At 65.6% G+C, this 17,299-nt stretch carries 15 protein-coding genes; 3 read left to right on the forward strand and 12 right to left on the reverse strand.

Annotated features, from left to right (window positions below):
* Positions 1–34 precede the first annotated feature (34 nt).
* From R3P95_RS06845 to R3P95_RS06860, 4 genes are all read right to left on the reverse strand, one after another.
* Positions 35–466, reverse strand: coding sequence for a type II toxin-antitoxin system Rv0910 family toxin (locus R3P95_RS06845; protein ID WP_317547773.1), 432 nt, complete (start codon positions 464–466; stop codon positions 35–37).
* A gap of 82 nt (positions 467–548) precedes the next feature.
* Positions 549–2,216, reverse strand: a complete 1,668-nt coding sequence (locus R3P95_RS06850) for a solute symporter family protein (RefSeq protein ID WP_262498252.1) — start codon at positions 2,214–2,216, stop codon at positions 549–551.
* Positions 2,213–2,512 carry a DUF485 domain-containing protein gene (locus R3P95_RS06855; protein WP_032378306.1) on the reverse strand — a complete coding sequence of 100 codons (300 nt, stop codon included), beginning with the start codon at positions 2,510–2,512 and terminating at the stop codon, positions 2,213–2,215. Before R3P95_RS06855 ends, R3P95_RS06850 begins: the two co-directional genes overlap by 4 nt.
* A gap of 260 nt (positions 2,513–2,772) precedes the next feature.
* The gene (locus tag R3P95_RS06860; protein ID WP_317547774.1) at positions 2,773–4,515 is read right to left on the reverse strand and encodes a sodium/solute symporter; all 1,743 of its coding nucleotides are present in this window, start codon (positions 4,513–4,515) and stop codon (positions 2,773–2,775) included.
* A 20-nt stretch (positions 4,516–4,535) separates the two neighbouring features.
* On the opposite strand from R3P95_RS06860, the gene R3P95_RS06865 reads away from it, so the two are divergent.
* Entirely contained in the window at positions 4,536–5,303 is a 768-nt protein-coding gene (locus R3P95_RS06865; protein WP_317547775.1) for a GAP family protein, read from the forward strand.
* A gap of 13 nt (positions 5,304–5,316) precedes the next feature.
* Here the strand turns inward: R3P95_RS06865 and R3P95_RS06870 are convergent, their stop codons facing one another.
* The 8 genes from R3P95_RS06870 to R3P95_RS06905 form a co-directional block, all read right to left on the reverse strand.
* Positions 5,317–5,622 (reverse strand): hypothetical protein, encoded by a 306-nt coding sequence (locus R3P95_RS06870; protein ID WP_231893895.1) that lies wholly within the window; start codon positions 5,620–5,622, stop codon positions 5,317–5,319.
* Between the two features lie 67 nt (positions 5,623–5,689).
* Positions 5,690–6,499, reverse strand: a complete 810-nt coding sequence (locus R3P95_RS06875; RefSeq protein ID WP_094639503.1) for a LytR/AlgR family response regulator transcription factor — start codon at positions 6,497–6,499, stop codon at positions 5,690–5,692.
* Entirely contained in the window at positions 6,496–7,668 is a 1,173-nt protein-coding gene (locus R3P95_RS06880; protein ID WP_149405088.1) for a sensor histidine kinase, read from the reverse strand. Before R3P95_RS06880 ends, R3P95_RS06875 begins: the two co-directional genes overlap by 4 nt.
* Positions 7,665–8,858 (reverse strand): alpha/beta hydrolase family protein, encoded by a 1,194-nt coding sequence (locus tag R3P95_RS06885; RefSeq protein WP_317547776.1) that lies wholly within the window; start codon positions 8,856–8,858, stop codon positions 7,665–7,667. The genes R3P95_RS06880 and R3P95_RS06885 overlap by 4 nt, the downstream gene beginning before the upstream one ends.
* A gap of 28 nt (positions 8,859–8,886) precedes the next feature.
* Entirely contained in the window at positions 8,887–10,515 is a 1,629-nt protein-coding gene (locus R3P95_RS06890; RefSeq protein WP_149405086.1) for a Na+/H+ antiporter, read from the reverse strand.
* A gap of 77 nt (positions 10,516–10,592) precedes the next feature.
* A complete protein-coding gene (locus R3P95_RS06895) occupies positions 10,593–10,781 on the reverse strand; it encodes an antitoxin (RefSeq protein WP_068051116.1) in 189 nt (62 codons plus the stop codon).
* Positions 10,782–10,823: 42 nt separating this feature from the next.
* Positions 10,824–13,220, reverse strand: a complete 2,397-nt coding sequence (locus R3P95_RS06900) for an HAD-IC family P-type ATPase (protein ID WP_317547777.1) — start codon at positions 13,218–13,220, stop codon at positions 10,824–10,826.
* Positions 13,221–13,239: 19 nt separating this feature from the next.
* Positions 13,240–14,355 carry an MBL fold metallo-hydrolase gene (locus R3P95_RS06905; protein WP_149405084.1) on the reverse strand — a complete coding sequence of 372 codons (1,116 nt, stop codon included), beginning with the start codon at positions 14,353–14,355 and terminating at the stop codon, positions 13,240–13,242.
* 94 nt (positions 14,356–14,449) lie between these two features.
* On the opposite strand from R3P95_RS06905, the gene htpG reads away from it, so the two are divergent.
* The gene (gene htpG / locus R3P95_RS06910) at positions 14,450–16,375 is read left to right on the forward strand and encodes a molecular chaperone HtpG (RefSeq protein ID WP_317547778.1); all 1,926 of its coding nucleotides are present in this window, start codon (positions 14,450–14,452) and stop codon (positions 16,373–16,375) included.
* 81 nt (positions 16,376–16,456) lie between these two features.
* Positions 16,457–17,257, forward strand: a complete 801-nt coding sequence (locus R3P95_RS06915) for a crotonase/enoyl-CoA hydratase family protein (protein WP_317547779.1) — start codon at positions 16,457–16,459, stop codon at positions 17,255–17,257.
* Positions 17,258–17,299: the final 42 nt, after the last annotated feature.

The raw sequence follows: 17,299 nt of genomic DNA on the forward strand, positions 1-17,299 counted from the left end.
CACTGGTCGTTCCACAGGCTCCACCCCCGGCGCGTCAGGCGTAGATCTTGACGAACGTCTTCAGCGAGTTCTCGATGTCGCCCTTGAGAGCGCGTGCGACGCCGGAGCCGATCGGACCGAACAGCGGCGCGCCGCCGAGGTTGACGTCGATGGTGATCTCGGAACCGTCACCCTTGGATTTCACGGACAGGTTCAGGCCGATCCTGACGCCGCCCTTACCGTTGCCCTCGAGCTCGAGCTTCTTGGGCGGATCGTAGGACTCGATCTTCCAGGACACCCGGTTGCGCATGCCCTTCACGCTGGCGACGGAGTCCAAGGTGGTGCCCACGGCCAGCTGCTCGGGCAGCTCACCGCGCCACGCTTCGTGGATGGAGAGCCACTGCTCGTATCCGGACAGATCGGACGCGTGCGCCCACGTCTGCTCGGGGGTGAGTGGGACGTCGAGGGAAACCTTCAGCTTGGCCACAGCAGGGATGGTAACCGCTGCACGAAAAATGTCCGTGTGAGGCCTTGCTCACACGGACATTTTCGGTGGAACCTGCTATCGACTAGTGAGCGCTGGCCTTCTCCGCACCGATACCGGTGAGGGAGCGAACCTCCATCTCGGCCTGCTTGTCGGTGTTCTCGGTGTCCTTCGAGATCAGAGTTCCGACGATGCCGAGGATGAATGCCAACGGGATCGAGACGATGCCGGGGTTGGAGAGCGGGAACCAGGCGAAGTCCGAGCCGGGGACCATCGACGTCGGCGATCCGGAGACGGCCGGGGAGAAGATGATCAGCACGATCGTCGAGATCAGGCCGCCGTACATGCTGAACAGTGCGCCGGTGGTGGTGAAGCGACGCCAGAACAGCGAGTACAGGATGGTCGGCAGGTTCGCGGCCGCAGCAACGGCGAACGCGAGTGCCACCAGGAAGGCGATGTTCTGCCCGTTGGCGAGGATGCCGAGGCCGATGGCCAGGACGCCGATGACGACGGCGGTGATCCGCGAGACCTTGACCTGCTTCTTGTCGTCGACCTTGCCCTTCTTGATGACGCTCGCATAGATGTCGTGAGCGAACGACGCCGAGGCGGTGATCGTCAAGCCGGCGACCACGGCGAGGATGGTCGCGAAGGCAACCGCCGAGATGACGCCGAGCAGGATCACGCCGCCGAGCTCGAAGGCCAACAGCGGAGCCGCGGAGTTCTGACCGCCGGCCGAGGCCAGGATGCGGTCGGGTCCGACGATCGCTGCGGCACCGTAGCCGAGGACGAGGGTGAACAGGTAGAACGCACCGATGAGCGCGATGGCCCACACGACGCTGCGACGAGCTTCCTTGGCGGTGGGCACGGTGTAGAAGCGCATCAGCACGTGCGGCAGACCCGCGGTGCCGAGCACGAGTGCGATACCGAGCGAGAGGAAGTTGATCTTCGAGGTGGCACTTCCGCCGTACTGGGCACCGGGCTCGATGACGTCACGGGCTGCGACGGCCTCGTTGGCCGATCCGGCCACCATGGTCTGGGCGCTGCCGAGCAGCTCGGAGAAGTTCAGGCCGAACTTGGCGAGAACGAGCACCGTCATGAACGCCGCACCTGCGATGAGCAGAACGGCCTTGATGATCTGGACCCAGGTGGTGCCCTTCATGCCGCCGATGAGCACGTAGGCGATCATCAGCACACCGACGATCGCGATGACGATGGACTGTCCGGTGCGGTCGGAGATGTCGAGCAGCAGTGCGACGAGTCCGCCGGCACCGGCCATCTGCGCGAGCAGGTAGAACAGCGAGACGGTCAGGGTCGACAGCGCGGCCGCGGTACGAACCGGGCCCTGCTTGAGCCGGAAGCTCAGCACGTCCGCCATCGTGAATTTGCCGGTGTTCCTGAGCAATTCGGCGACGAGGAGCAGCGCGACGAGCCAGGCGACGAGGAAGCCGATGGAGTACAGGAAGCCGTCGTAGCCGTAGACGGCGATGGCACCGGCGATACCGAGAAAGCTTGCTGCAGAGAGGTAGTCACCGGCGATCGCGACGCCGTTCTGCGGTCCGGAGAATCCGCCGCCTGCGGTGAAGAACTCCGCGGAGGTGGCGTTCTTCTTCGATGCTCGAATGACGACTGCCATCGTGATGATGACGAACGCACCGAAGATCGCGATGTTGACGAGCGGTTCACCGACTGTTGTATCGGCGGCCTGGGCGAGTAGATGAGTGGAGCCTGCGGAATGAATCAGCGATGTGGTCACGACTTGGCTCCCTGGGAGGCTTCCATCTCGGCGCGCAGGGCTGCGGCGCGAGGATCGAGTTCACGGTTGGCGAACTTCACGTAGATGCCCGTGATGGCGAACGTCGTGACGAACTGGCCGAGGCCGAGCAGCAGCCCGACGTTGATGTTGCCCCACACCTTGGTCGACATGAAGTCGACCGCGTAGGTGCTCAGCAGCACGTAGATGACGTACCAGACCAGGAAGAACCCGGCCATCGGGAACACGAAGCTACGCAGACGACGCCGAAGTTCCTGGAACTCTGGACTGGCCTGCATGTCGACGAACGCTTGCGCGTCCGGTGGCGAATTGGTTTCCGGTGCGGTCACCTTGGACTCCTGAAGTAGATGTGAGCTGTAGCTGACTCGGAACAGTAATGAGAGTCAGGTCACAAAATCAGGAGGTGGTGTCGATCACACGATGGGAAGCGGGAGTGTGCGACGAGCGGTCGAGAATGGCAGTTGAGCGGCGGCGGCGGGAGTGGAGCCTGCGGAATGACCCACTGAGGGAGTGGAGCCTGCGGAATGACCCAGTGGTCTCAGAGTTCGCGCTCGCGATCTTTGCCCATGTCGAGGCCTTCGGGCAGGTGCAGTCGCGCGAAGATGCGGGAGATGTCTGGCGGGACGGTTTTTCGGGTGGCGAGGCTGACGGCGATCATCGCGGCGAAGGCGACGGGCACGCTGACGGCGGCGGGGTAGCCGAGAATCGCTGCCGCCCAGCCACCGAGGACGCCGTCGGAGATGGGGGTGACGACGGAGATCGACGCGGCGACGAGGGAGATGCCGCCGCCGAGGAACAGTCCGGCTGCCGCTCCCGCCGCGGTGAGTCCGCGCCACCAGATGCCCAGTACCAGCAGGGGGCACAGGGTGGACGCGGCGACGGCGAAGACGAGCCCGACGGTGCGCGAGAGGTCGAGTGAGACAACGCCGATCGACAGGGCCAACGGCACGGCACCGGCGAGAATCGCGGCGACGCGAAAGTCTCGGACCTTGCCCGAGAGGACGTCGGTACTGAGCACCCCGGCGATGCTGACCAGCAGACCGGATGAGGTCGACAGGAATGCCGCGATGGCACCGGCGGCCACGAGCGCGGCCAGCAGTTGGCCCGGTATTCCGGACAGCACCGAGCCGGGCAGCAGCAGCACTGCGGCGTCGGATGCTCCGGTGATCAGCAATTGCGGCACGTACAGCCGGGCGAAGACGCCGAGCACCGTCGGGAACAGGTAGAACATGCCGAGCAATGCAAGGACGGTGAGCGAGGTCAACCGCGCCGCTCGGCCGTCCGGGTTGGTGTAGAACCGCACCAGCACGTGCGGCAGGCCGAGGGTTCCGAGGAACGTGGCCAGAATCAGCGAGTAGACCTGATAGAGCGGATGCGCTCCGCCCAGTCCCCCGCCGGGCATCGCCCACGCTCGGTCGGTGGTCGGCGCGCCTGCGACGACGGGAACGGGCGATCCGGCGTCGAGCGTCAGCAACGTGCCCGAGCCCAACCGGTGTTCGCCTGCGTCCAGTAGGACTCGCCCGTCGACGCTCTCGTCGTCGAGGGTTCCCGCCACCGACACGACGATCGGCGAATCGACCTGCACGAGAACGTCGGTGGTGATGTCGACGACGGTCTGCTCGGACACGGTCGGTGGGGCGGGGCTGCCGACGCTACGGTCGTCGGCGAAGAAGTGCACGGCCAGCACCAGTGCCGGGATGGCGATCGCGGTCAGTTTGAGCCAGTACTGGAAGGCCTGGACGAAGGTGATCGAGCGCATGCCACCGCCGACGACGTTCGCGATGACGATGAGCCCCACCGCCAGGGCCCCGACCCACCCCGGCACCCCCAACAGAATGTTCAGCGTCAGGCCTGCGCCTTGGAACTGCGGCACCAGGTACAGCGCGCAGATGACCACGACCACCAGCATCGCCACGGTGCGCAACCATGGTGCGCCGAGCCGGAATTCGACGAAATCGGGCACCGTGTACGCGCCGCTTCGACGCAGCGGAGCCGCAACGAACAGCAGCAGACCCAGGTAGCCGGCGGTGAACCCTACCGGGTACCACAGCGCATCGGCTCCGTATTTCGCGATGAGCCCAGCAACCCCGAGGAACGATGCAGCGGAAAGGTATTCACCACTGATGGCGGCGGCGTTCCAGCGTGGACCGACGCTTCGCGAGGCCACCAGGAAGTCGGAGGTGGTGCGTGCCAACCGAACTCCGTAGATACCGATGCCCACGGTGGCCAGCGCGGCCGCGAGCAATGCGATCACCGTCGCGATCGGAATGGACCCGTTCACCGAATCCGCCCCTGCTCGCCATGCCCTGCACGGGAACGGCGCACTTCGCGGACGGTAGCGAAATCGACGACATCTCGGGTGGTGCAGTGGGACGATCTACCGATGCAGTGGACGAGCGCCACCTGATGTCCGTGACGGCAGCCGTCTCTGCGTGTCTTCCGTTGGCGGCCGGGGCGCTGATCGCACACCTGCCCACCACGGCGATGGCCGCTGCCCTGGCCACACTCAACACCGGTTCCGTACTCGCTCGGTTCACCGCCGGATGGCTGGTCGGCGTCACGGTCGTCGCGACGGCGGGCTTGGTGGTCGTGGACACCGCGGTGGTGGCCTCGGACTCGTACGCCTGGGTGCGGTGGTTGAGAATCGCGCTCGGCGTCGCTCTGCTGATCCTGGGTGCCCGCAAGCTGATCGAGCGCGTACGACACGGCCCGGCCCGCGAGGAACCGGGATGGGTGGACAGAGCACGTCGCCTCGACGGTGGCAGGGCATTCGCGACCGCGTTCCTCCTCGGATCGGTCAATCCGAAGAGTGTGGTCATCGCACTGTCGGCCGTGGCGGTGATCGTGGACGCGTCGTCGGCCGTGGCCGTCCAGGCGGCGGCTCTCGTGGTGTTCGTGGTGGTGTCCAGCCTCGGTGTCGCGGCACCCGCACTCGCGTTGCTCGTCTTCCGCGACCGTGCCCGCCGGCCACTGAACGCGGTCGTCGACGGATTCATCGCGCACAGTGGCCTCGTTCTGGCCGTGATCCTGTTGGGCCTCGGCATGTACATGACACTGAACGCCCTCTGATCCCTCGTCGACGTCAATCATCGGTCAAGGCGGTGAAGTCCTGCTCGTTGCGTTCGGCTCGACGCGTGTACACCCAGCCGACACCGAACAGCAACGGATAGATCGCCACCCCCAGCACCAACCACGGCAGACCGATGCCGAACGGCGCGACGTCGGTGAAGCGGGCGAGGAGCATGCCCAGCAACGGAATTGCGAACAGAATCGACAGCGTCATGACTGCCAGGCGCACCGACAGCAACAGCTGCGCGCGAACCAGGCTGCGAACCAGGGCGTCGCCGACCTCGGTCTGCTCCTGCACTTCGACGCGGGTGCGCACCATCCGTGCGCCGCGACGTTGCGAGAGAACGACGCGCTGCCGGTGCGGTTGGCTCACTGCCGATCCCTCGTCACCGAGACGACCACGATTGCAACGGACCGCGGACCAGTCTGTCCTTGAGTTCTCTGGCGTGCCGTCGGCTCACCGGCAGTTCGCAGGCAGCGAGGTTTCCGCTGGCCCGCAGGCACACCACCAGACCCGAACCGACGCTGCGGATCCCCGTGACCAACCGTAGCGAGACCAGGTAGGAGCGGTGTACGCGCAGGAATCCGGCATCGGCCCAACGACTTTCGAGGGCCGAGATGGGTATGCGCACCAGGTGTGAGCCGTTGGAGGTGTGCAGTCTCGCGTAGTCGCCGTCCGCTTCGACCCACGCGACCGACGACCGGTGCACCAGGGTGGTGGTTCCGCCGAGTTCGACGGGAATGACCTCGTCGGCCGAGGTGTCCGCGGACTCGGCTGGTCGACGCCGCGCGAGCAGCACTCGGCGCAGCGCCTCGGTGAGCCGATCCTCCCGCAACGGCTTGAGCAGATAGTCGACGGCACCGAGGTCGAAGGCGGCCAGTGCCCGGTCGTCGTGGGCGGTGACGAACACGACCGCGGGTGGCCGCGCGAATGCCGACAGGATGCCGGCCAGTTCGAGACCGTCGAGCCCGGGCATGTTGATGTCGAGGAAGACCGCGTCCACCACTGGTTGCCCCGGGGCGGCGGTGTTCTGGATCTGACGTAGGGCAGTGGTGGCGTCTTGCGCCGTGAACACCTCGGCGACGGTCTCCTGCTGGCGCAGCAGGAAGGCGAGTTCGTCCAGCGCCGGACGCTCGTCGTCGACGGCGAGGACGACCAATCCGCGGCCGGGGTTGTCTTTGGCAGCCTGAGTCATGCCCGCACTCCCGGCCTGAATTTGGGCACCCGCATGCTCACTTTGGTGCCTGCGCCCGGTGCGGTGTCCACTACGAGACCGTAGTCGTTTCCGAAGGCTGCCCGCAGCCGATCGTCCACGTTGGCCAATCCGACATGGGCCGCGTCCTCGGTGTGCAGGCTTCCCGAGCGCAACACCTCGGGGTCCATCCCCACACCGTCGTCCTCGATACTGATCACTGCGTCGGTGCCCTCGTCGGCGGCGATGATCGTCACGCGGCCGCCGTCGGCCTTACCGGACAGGCCGTGCCGGACGGCGTTCTCGACGAGCGGCTGCAGCGCGAGAAACGGTAGTGCGACGCCCAACACCTCGGGCGCGACCTGCAACGTGACCTGCAGGGAGTCGCCGAAGCGGGCGCGTTCGAGCGTCAGGTACCGATCGATGTTGCGTAGCTCGTCCGCGAGCACTGTGAACTCTCCTGCGTTGCGGAAGGAGTATCGGGTGAAGTCGGCGAACTCGAGCACCAGCTCCCGCGCCCGATCCGGGTCGGTCCGCACGAACGACGCGATCGTGCCGAGTGCGTTGTAGATGAAGTGCGGACTGATCTGTGCGCGCAGGGCCCGCACCTCGGCTCGGTCCAACCGAGCGCGAGAGGCGTCGAGTTCGGCGAGCTCGATCTGACCGCAGGCGTAGCGCGCGACCTCGGCGATGGCCCCGAGCATGCCCGGTCCGGGCTCGGCCACGACAGCGGCCCCCAACACCCCGACCACCGGAGACTCGTCGACGACCAACGGCTGCACCACCAGCGCTCTGACCTCGTGGATCGACCCGAGCGGCAGACGCACCAGGACGCGCCGCTGCCCGTCCACCGCCCGTTTCGCCGCCTCGACGAATGCCGGTGTCAGCTCGTCCCAGGGCCCGTCCCAGGCCAGCAGCGAACCGTCGGGATCGCAGATGCCCAGTGCGTCCGCACCCGTCAGCACCCGCAGATGCGGCGCGGCGGCGGCGGCCGAACGAGTGTCGAGACCGTCGCGCAACGGCTTGGCCGCGAGCGAGGCGGTGTGCAGGGTGGCGTGTACGGCCCGCTCGGCAGGTGTGGTGAGGTCCCGTCGACCGCGCAGGCTGATCACGGCGATCACCGAGACGATCACGGCCACGATCACCGCCAGTGCCGCCAGTGCCGCGGTCATCGCGCGCACGTGGTCGAGGTGGGCACGTTCAGGAAGCGTTCGACGAGCCAGTCGACTCCGATGCCGTTGGCGGCCAGTTCGGCATGACCCTGCTCCGGTTCGGAGCGAAGCTCGACATCGTCGCCGAGTGTGCAGGCCCGCGCTACCGCGTCGCGGGTCCACCGGGGATCGATGAGGTCGTCGCGTTCGCCGACCAGGACGAACAGCGGTACCTCGGTGCGAGTGGTCGGTAGCGCCTCCGATTCGAGCCACTGCGTCATCCGATCCGATGCCTCCTCGGAGTCCGGGAGCGCATCGGCCGGATCGAGGACGGCTCCGGCGTCGGCCTTGGAGAAGCCGAGCAGGTCACTGCAGGCGGTCAGTGCGGTCACGTTGTCGGCGAACGTGCCGCGGATGTAGTCGGAGCGTTCGGCACTCGGATCCGCGGTGTGCAGACCCTCGTAGAGATACGGCACCAGCAGCTGACGCGGCACGCTCTGCTCGGTCTCGGGCGCGAAGAATCGCGTCAGATCGGCCGTGGGCGAGAGCGCCGCGGCTCCGACCAGTTGCAGACCGTCGCCGTAGTTCTCGTTGCGCTCGGCTGCCGCCCAGACCGCTTGTCCGCCTTGGGAGGTGCCCACTGCACCCCACCTGGTGCCGACGTCGGGGACCACGTTGCGGGCTGCGCGTACCGCGTCGATGACGTCGTACGCTGCGGCGTCCCGGTCGAGGTAGGCGGGCTCACCCGCCGTTCCGAGGCCCTGGTAGTCCGTCACCACCACCACTGTTCCGCGTTCGAGGAACGGCGTCACCAAGCCGATGGTGCCCAACAGGTTCGGGTACAGCGAGGGCGCACACTCGTCGGTGACACCGGTGGTTCCGTGCCCGACGGAGACGATCGGCCAGCCTCCCGGCGGCGCAGACCCGTTGGGCACGAACACCGTTCCCGAGGTCTCCGTGCCGCCTCCGGTGACCCCGTCGGTGGTGCGGTAGACGATTTTCGTGGCGGTCGCGCCGAGGTAGGCGACCCCGATGTCGACCTGACCGAGCAGCATCGAGGACACGATCTCACCGCGTTCCGAACCCTCGGGTGCCGGAGCGGAGCCTGCGGCCTGCACGGTGGCCGGGTCGACCGATTCGGCGACGGGAGTGCTGCATGCGGCAAGGGCGAACACCAGTGCCGCGGCGACCACCGATCCGGTCGACCTCACTGTCTCTGCGCTCCTACATTGCGTTCGTCTACGTCGTGCGTCGTGCGATGCGGGCTTCCGCCGCAATTTCTTCCACGTCCAAGCCATTCAACACTGCCCGCAGAGCTTCGTCCTCCAACTCCCCCGAGTCGCGGGCCGCGATGAGTGCCGCCCGCTGCGCGACCAGGACGTTGTGCCGCAGCGAATCGAACAACGCCCCTGCCGCCGCGATTCGCTTCTCGCGATCCTCGGTCTCGTCGGCATCCAATCGAGCGCGCACCGAACGGCGAACACGCTCGATCACCTCCGCGACACGTTCGCTGTCCACTCCTGGAATTCCGTCCTTCGCCGCGCGCTGGAGATAGTCCTCCGCCGCGGTACGGGCGATGGCCTGCGAAAGCAACCGCTGATTGTCGTTGCGCTGTTGCTCGAGTGGATCTGCGACGTCGAGTCGACGGATCAGCAACGGAAGCGTCAGCCCCTGCAGCAGCAACGTCCCGACCGCGACGACGAAGGCCACGGCCTGAATCACTGCGCGGCCGGGGAATTCGTCACCGAGCACGGTGGTCAGCGGCACACCGGCCGCCGCAGCGAGCGTGACCACCCCACGCATGCCCGCCCACGAGAGCACGAGGTTCTGCTGCCACGTCAATCCCGCTTCACCGGTCGCAGATCGTCGAAACAGCTTACGAAGCAGTATGTCTCGACCGGAATTTGCGAAGATCCACGCTGGACGCACCGCTATGACCGCGACGAGCACCAGCACCGCATAGGCGAAAACGTGGTGGACCGGCAACCCCTCACGCTGAACCTCTTCGATGACGAACTTCAGCTGTAAACCCATGTAGGCGAACACGAATGCTTCGAGCAGAAGATCCAGAGTTGGCCACACCTGCCGTTCCTGAACCCTCGTGGACACCGAGACGTCGGCAGTGACGCGGCCCAGAACGAAGCCTGCCGTGACGACGGCGAGCACACCGGAGGCATGAATTTCCTCGGCCGCCAGATAGGCCGCGAACGGTAGGACGAGTCCGAGCACAGTCTCGAGCGCCGAGTCCGCGATGCGATTGCGGACGAAACGAACGAGGCGCGAGAGGACGAATCCGACCAGCACACCGCCGACGATCTCGTACAGGAAGAACAGCACCGGTGAGCCCAGTTCGATTCGACTGCCCGTCACCGACGCGACGGCCAGGGTGAACAGAGTCAACGCGGCCGCGTCGTTCACCAGGGACTCGCCGGTGAGGATCGCCATCATCCGCGCGGGCAGACCGAGCTTGCGGCCGACGGCGACGGCGGACACCGCGTCGGGCGGGGCGACGACGGCACCGAGAACCAGAGCCGCACCCAAGGTCAGCTCCGGGATCAGCAGATTGGCGAACCAGCCGACGGCCACCGTCGTCACGATCACCATGACCAGTCCGAGCCGAAGGATCTGACCGAGGTTTCGCCTGAACGTGACGAACGAGAAATCCAGCGCGGCGGAGTACAGCAGCGGCGGAAGCACCACGCCGAGGATCAGCTGAGGCGACAGGCTGACGTGCGGTACCCCGGGAACGAACGAGGCGATGGACCCGACGGTGACCAGGACGAGCGGGACCTGCAGATCGATGCGCCTGGCGAAACCGGCGACTGCGATCGCGAAGATGACTACGAGAAGAAGAATCGGTCCGTCCACCCCGACGATTGTGCCGTCAGCCGCACCCCGGGGTACGACCGACGGCAACGATCACCGATACAGGAGACCGAAAGGTCCTACTTGTCCGGAATCGCCTTCTTGACTGCGTCCTGAACCTTGTCGACCTTGTCGGAGTACTTGCCGCCGGTCTTGTTGTCGATGAAGTCCCCAGCCTTCTCCACGACGTCGTCGATCTTGTCCGAGTTCTCGGCCGCAAGGTCCTTGCCCTTGTCGACCATGCCCTTCAAATTGTCTGCGAAGCCCATGAAACTCTCCTGCCGGTCGGGTGCAACGGAACACCCGGAAGCCTACGTTTCGTTCTGCCGATTGCGTAGTACCGATCCGAATCGATGAGCCACCTCGACGAGCGCGATACCGATGCCGCCGATGATCAAGGCACTGGTGGTGGCTCCGACATTCGACGGATCGAGCTTGAAGAAGGTGCGGCAGAACGGGATTGCGAACAGCAGCAGATAGCCACCGACCGACCCACCGAGCAGCAGGATCTTCCACCAGTTGTAGGGCCGCGCGACGACGGCCAACACCCACAGCGCGATCATGATCAACGTGATCAGCGCGGTGGTACTGGCCTGCGTCACCTGGGTCTCGCTGGCGTTGGGGCCTGCGTAGACCAGCAGGTAGGAGACGAACGTGCACGAGCCGACGATCAGACCGGACGGGACGGCCAGCCGCATCACCCGCGAGACGAATCCGCTGCGCGCCCGCTCGTTGTTGGGCGCGAGCGAGAGAACGAACGCCGGGATTCCGATGGTGAACCATGCCGCGATCGTCACGTGCCGGGGCAGGAACGGATACGGAATCGGCTCGAAGTGGAAGATCTGCGAGAGCACACCCGAGAGCCCGATCAGAAACGCCAGCAACACCGAGTACACGGTCTTGGTGAGGAACAGATTGGAGACACGCTCGATGTTGCCGATGACGCGTCGCCCCTCCCCCACGACATAGGGCAACGTGGCGAACTTGTTGTCCAACAACACGATCTGCGCGACGGCTCGGGTGGCCGCACTTCCCGAACCCATCGAGACGCCGATATCGGCATCCTTGAGTGCGAGCACGTCGTTGACGCCGTCGCCGGTCATCGCCACCGTGTGGCCGCGGGATTGCAACACGCCCACCATCGCCCGCTTCTGATCGGGCCGGACCCGGCCGAACGTGGTGGAGGACGCCACGGCGTCGGCCAGCTTCTCGGAGTCCTCGGGCAGATCACGCGCATCGATCGGGGCGTCGCCGCCTGGCAGCCCGAGCGAACCCGCGACCGCGCCGACCGAGACGGCATTGTCGCCGGAGATGACCTTGACCTCGACGTGCTGGCTTGCGAAGTACTCCAATGTGTCTCGGGCATCCTCGCGCACCTTCTGCTCGAGAATCACCAGTGCTCGCGGTGTCACCACGCCGGGTGCCTCGTCGTCGTCGACCGAGCGGTCCGAGCTGGCGAGCAACAACACCCGTAGGCCACGCGAGCCTGTTTCCTCGGCGCGACGAGCGATGTCGGAGGAGGCGTCGAGCAACACGTCCGGTGCACCGAGCAGCCAGTTCCCGTGGTCGCCGTAGGACAGTCCGCTCCACTTCTTGGCCGAGGAGAACGGGGCCACGGCGCTCCGCGTCCACCCGGGCGCGTCCGAATACGCTTCGCCGACGGCCTGCACGCTCGCATTCGGCCGCGGATCGTCGTGCGCCAGAGATGCGAGAGCCGCTGTGACGGAGTCGGAATCGTGCTCGTCCATGAGCATCAACTCGGACAGCCGCATACCGTTCTCGGTGAGGGTTCCGGTCTTGTCCGCACACACCACGTCGACGCGGGCGAGGCCTTCGATCGCAGGCAGCTCCTGGACCAGGCACTGCCGCTGACCGAGTCGGATCACGCCCACCGCGAACGCGATGGACGTCATCAACACCAGGCCCTCGGGCACCATCGGAACGAGCGCGGCGACCATACCGTTGAGGGCCGGCTTCAAAGCCTGACCGCTGGAGAACAATTGGTTGTAGATGATCAGCGCGCCCGCCGGAATCATCAGATACGTGATGAACTTCAGGATCTTGTCGATACCGCTGCGCAGCTCGGACTTGACCAGCGTGAACTTACTGGCCTCCTCGGCGAGCTTGGCCGCGTACGCATCTCGGCCCACCTTCGTCGCACGGTACGCCCCACTGCCTGCGACCACGAAGCTTCCCGACAGCACCTGCGTTGCTTCGAGTTTGTGCACCGTGTCGGCCTCGCCGGTGAGCAACGACTCGTCGACCTCGAGGCTTGCACTCTCGATCACCTCACCGTCGACGACGATCTGATCACCGGGACCGAGTTCGACGACGTCGCCGAGCACGACCTCGTCGGGGGGAATCTGCTTCGAGACGCCGTCGCGTCGAACCTGGGGCTTGTTCTGTCCGACGATGGCCAGCCGATCCAGCGTGCGCTTCGCGCGAATCTCCTGCACGATGCCGATGCCGCTGTTCGCGACGATCAACAGCCCGAACATGCCGTCGATCACCGAGCCCGTCGAGAGCACGATGATCAACAGCACACCGAGGATGGCGTTGATTCGGGTGAACACGTTGCCGCGGACGATGTCGCGAACCGACCGAGAGGCGCGAGCCGGAACGTCGTTGGATTTTCCCTCGGCCCTGAGCCTGGCGACGTCCGCCTCGGTCAGCCCGGTGTCCCGCTGAGCATCGGCCTCGATAGACATGCGTGCAGCTTAAACCCGCTCAGCCGAGCCGAGACCACCAGCGATCGTCGTGCAGGGTTCGGGTGCCGTCGATGCGCTGGCCCGGCATCGGTACCGCCACCTGCACACCGACGTCCTGCGCAGCGGCGTGCAGCCGCACGATCGGCTCGGACCACGGATGGAAGGCGAGGTTGAACGTGGCCCAGTGAATCGGGACGAAGATGCCGGACGCCGTCAGGTCGATGTGCGCCGTCACCGCTTCCTCGGGATTCATGTGGATGTCCGGCCAGCGGGCGTCGTAGGCCCCGACGGGCAGCAGCGTCAGGTCGAAGGGGCCGTAGTTGCTGCCGATCTCGGCGAACTTCGGTGTGTAGCCGGTGTCGCCGCCGAAGAAGACGCGTCGAATCGGACCGGCGAAGGCCCAGGACGCCCACTGCGTCGAGTCCCGGGTCAGACCGCGGCCGGAAAAGTGCCGAGCCTCGGTGCACGTGACGGTGAGTCCGCCGATGTTCGTCTGCTCGTCCCAGTCCAGCTCGATGATGCGCTCGTCGGGCACCCGCCACTTACGCAGGTGAGCGCCGATGCCGAGCGGCACGACGAACGGAGCCGACTGTGTACTCGCCAGCTTCTGCACCGTTGCCTTGTCGAGGTGGTCGTAATGATCGTGGGAGATCACGATGGCGTCGACCGTCGGTAGGTCGACCAACTCGACCGGCGTCGGATGCAGCCGTGCCGGACCCACCACCGAGGACGGGGACACGCGGTTGCTCCACACCGGATCGGCGAGGACGCGATAGCCGTCGACCTCGACGAGCACACTCGAGTGGCCGTACCAGGTGACGGCCAGCTCGCCGGCGTCCACCGGCGCTATGGGCGGTGCCAACGGAATCGGGCGTTGCGGCCTGCCCTTGCCGCGTTCGGTGATCAGCGAGACGAACATGTTCTGCTGTCCCTTCTCGCCGCGCCCCGGTACGTAGCTCGAGCTCGGGTCGGAGTTGTGGAACCGGCGATCGCGGTATCGCGGGGATCCGGCGGCATACGGAGTGATGTGCACGCGTCGGGCACCGATGGCCGACGGCAGACCCCACAGCGCACGCGCCAACCATGCCCCGCTCAGTGCTGTCGTTGCTCCCAGAACGAACTTCGTCTTCGTCACGGCCACCACAGTAGGCGGCGCCGACGTCTTCGCAGCTCACCCGTAGTCTTGCCGTAGAATATTCGCGTCGGTTTTGCTGCTAGAAGGGGAGACATTGAGTACCGAACAGCTCGAATTCCAGGCGGAGACGCGTCAGCTCCTGGATCTGATGGTGCACTCCATCTACTCCAACAAGGACAGCTTTCTCCGTGAACTGATCTCGAACTCCTCGGACGCGCTGGACAAGCTGCGCCTGGAGTCGTACCGCAACAAGGACCTGGACGTCGACGTCTCGGATCTGCACATCGAGATCGACATCGACGCTGCGGCCCGCACGCTGACCATCCGCGACAACGGCATCGGCATGTCGCGCGCCGAGGTCATCGACCTCATCGGCACGCTGGCCAAGTCCGGCACCGCCGAGGTTCGCAAGAAGCTCAAGGAAGCCAAGGACGCGGCCGCCTCCGAGGAACTGATCGGCCAGTTCGGCATCGGCTTCTACTCCACGTTCATGGTGGCCGAGAAGGTCACGCTGCTCACCCGCAAGGCGGGCGAGAGCACGGCCACCCAGTGGGAGTCCACCGGCGAGGGCACCTACGAGATCACCGACGTCGACGACGCCCCGCAGGGTTCGTCGGTGACGCTGGCCCTCAAGCCCGCCGACGAGGAGGACCACCTCCACGATTACGCGTCCGAGCGCAAGATCAAGGAACTGGTCAAGAAGTACTCCGACTTCATCGCCTGGCCCATTCGCATCGACGTCGAGAAGCGCGTCAAGAGTGAAGAAGAGGGCGGCGAGGACACCGTCACGATCGAGACGGAGACGATCAACTCTCAGAAGGCGCTGTGGACCCGCTCCAAGGACGAGGTGTCCGAGGAGGAGTACAAGGAGTTCTACAAGCACGTCAGCCACGCCTGGGACGAGCCGCTCGAGGTCATCCCGTTCAAGGCCGAGGGCACGTTCGAATACCAAGCGCTGCTGTTCATTCCGTCGCAGGCACCGTTCGACCTGTTCATGCGCGAGAGCCAGGCCGGCGTGCACCTGTACGTCAAGCGCGTGTTCATCATGGACGACTCGCAGGAACTGCTGCCCGAGTACCTGCGCTTCGTCAAGGGCGTAGTCGACGCAGCGGACCTCTCGCTCAACGTCTCTCGCGAGATCCTGCAGCAGGACCGGCAGATCCGTGCGATCCGTCGACGCCTGACCAAGAAGGTGCTCTCCACGGTCAAGGAACTGCAGAGCGAGCAGCCCGACAAGTACAAGACGCTGTGGTCGCAGTTCGGCACGGTCCTCAAGGAGGGCCTGATCTCCGACGCCGACAACCGCGAAACCCTCTTGGGCATCTCCTCGTTCGCGTCCACCAACTCCGAGGAGGGTGTGACCACCCTCGCCGAGTACGTGGACCGGATGAAGGACGGCCAACAGCAGATCTACTACATGACGGGTGAATCCCGTCAGCAGATCGAGAGCTCGCCGCACATGGAGGCCTTCAAGGCTCGCGGGCTCGAGGTGCTGCTGCTCACCGATTCCGTCGACGAGGTGTGGGTCGGCAACGTCACCGACTTCGACGGAAAGTCGTTCCAGTCCATCGCCAAGGGCGAGGTGGACCTCGACACCGAAGAGGAGAAGAAGGAATCCGAGGCCAAGCGCGAGGAGCAGGACAAGGAATTCGCCGACCTGCTCACGTGGCTGACCGAGACCCTCGGCGAGGACGTCAAGGAGGTGCGCCTGTCCACCAGACTCACCACGTCCCCGGCCTGCGTCGTCGGCGACGAGTTCAGCTTCTCCCCGCAACTCGAGAAGATGTACAAGGCGTCGGGACAGTTCGTGCCGACCTCCAAGCGGATCCTCGAACTCAACCCGACCCACGATCTGGTGACGGGACTGAAGAAGGCCCGCGAGGATCGCAGTGACGATCCGCACCTCGCCGAGACCGCCGAATTGCTCTATGCGACGGCACTTCTCGCCGAGGGTACCGAGCTCAAGGATCCGGCGAAGTTCTCCAAGTTGCTCGCCGATCGTTTGACGCGGACCATCTGAGTGCCTGCGGCAGTGGTGTGGTTATGTGCCCCAGGCGGCACTTAACCGCGCCACTGCGGCCAAGCAACGAAAGGCCCGACCGTGAGAGAACCTGTTCTTACCGAACGACAAGGCGACGTGGTCGTCTGGACGTTGAACAACCCCCAGGCCCGTAATCCCATCTCCGAGGTGGAGACCATCGACGCCCTCGAGGCCGCGATCGCCGACGCGAACGGGGATCCATCGATCAGGGTTGCCGTCCTGACCGGTGCCGGTTCGGCATTCTCGTCAGGCGGGAACGTCAAGCACATGCGGGACAAGCAGGGAATGTTCGGTGGTAGCCCGGCCGAGTTGCGGCAGGGCTACCGGCACGGCATCCAACGAATCCCGAAGGCGTTGTATCACTGCGAGATTCCCACGATCGCCGCGGTCAACGGCCCTGCCATCGGAGCCGGCTGCGATCTGGCCTTGATGTGCGATCTCCGAATCGCCTCGACCACTGCGACATTCGCCGAGAGTTTCGCCAAGGTGGGCATCATTCCCGGAGACGGTGGGGCCTGGCTGCTCCCCCGGGCCATCGGCATGGCACGGGCGAGCGAAATGGCGTTCACCGGCGAGGCCATCGACGCCGCCACGGCATTGGAATGGGGCCTGGTCTCTCGGGTCGTCGAGCCCGAGGATCTGCTCGACGCTGCCCACGCGCTGGCACGGCGCGTGGCGGCCAACCCACCGCAGGTACTGCGGATGACGAAGAAGTTGTTGCGCGAGGGCCAGCAGCAGAGTCTGGAATCCTTGCTCGAACTGTCCGCTGCCTATCAGGCCATCGCACACCACACCGAGGATCATTCCGAGGCTGTCGACGCGATGCTCGAGCGTCGCGATCCCGAGTTCCGAGGACGCTGACTCGCCAGGTGAGTGGAAACTCGGGCCCCACTACGAGTTTCC

Origin of the sequence: Rhodococcus cercidiphylli (assembly GCF_033042225.1) — a bacterium.
GTDB lineage: Bacteria > Actinomycetota > Actinomycetes > Mycobacteriales > Mycobacteriaceae > Rhodococcoides.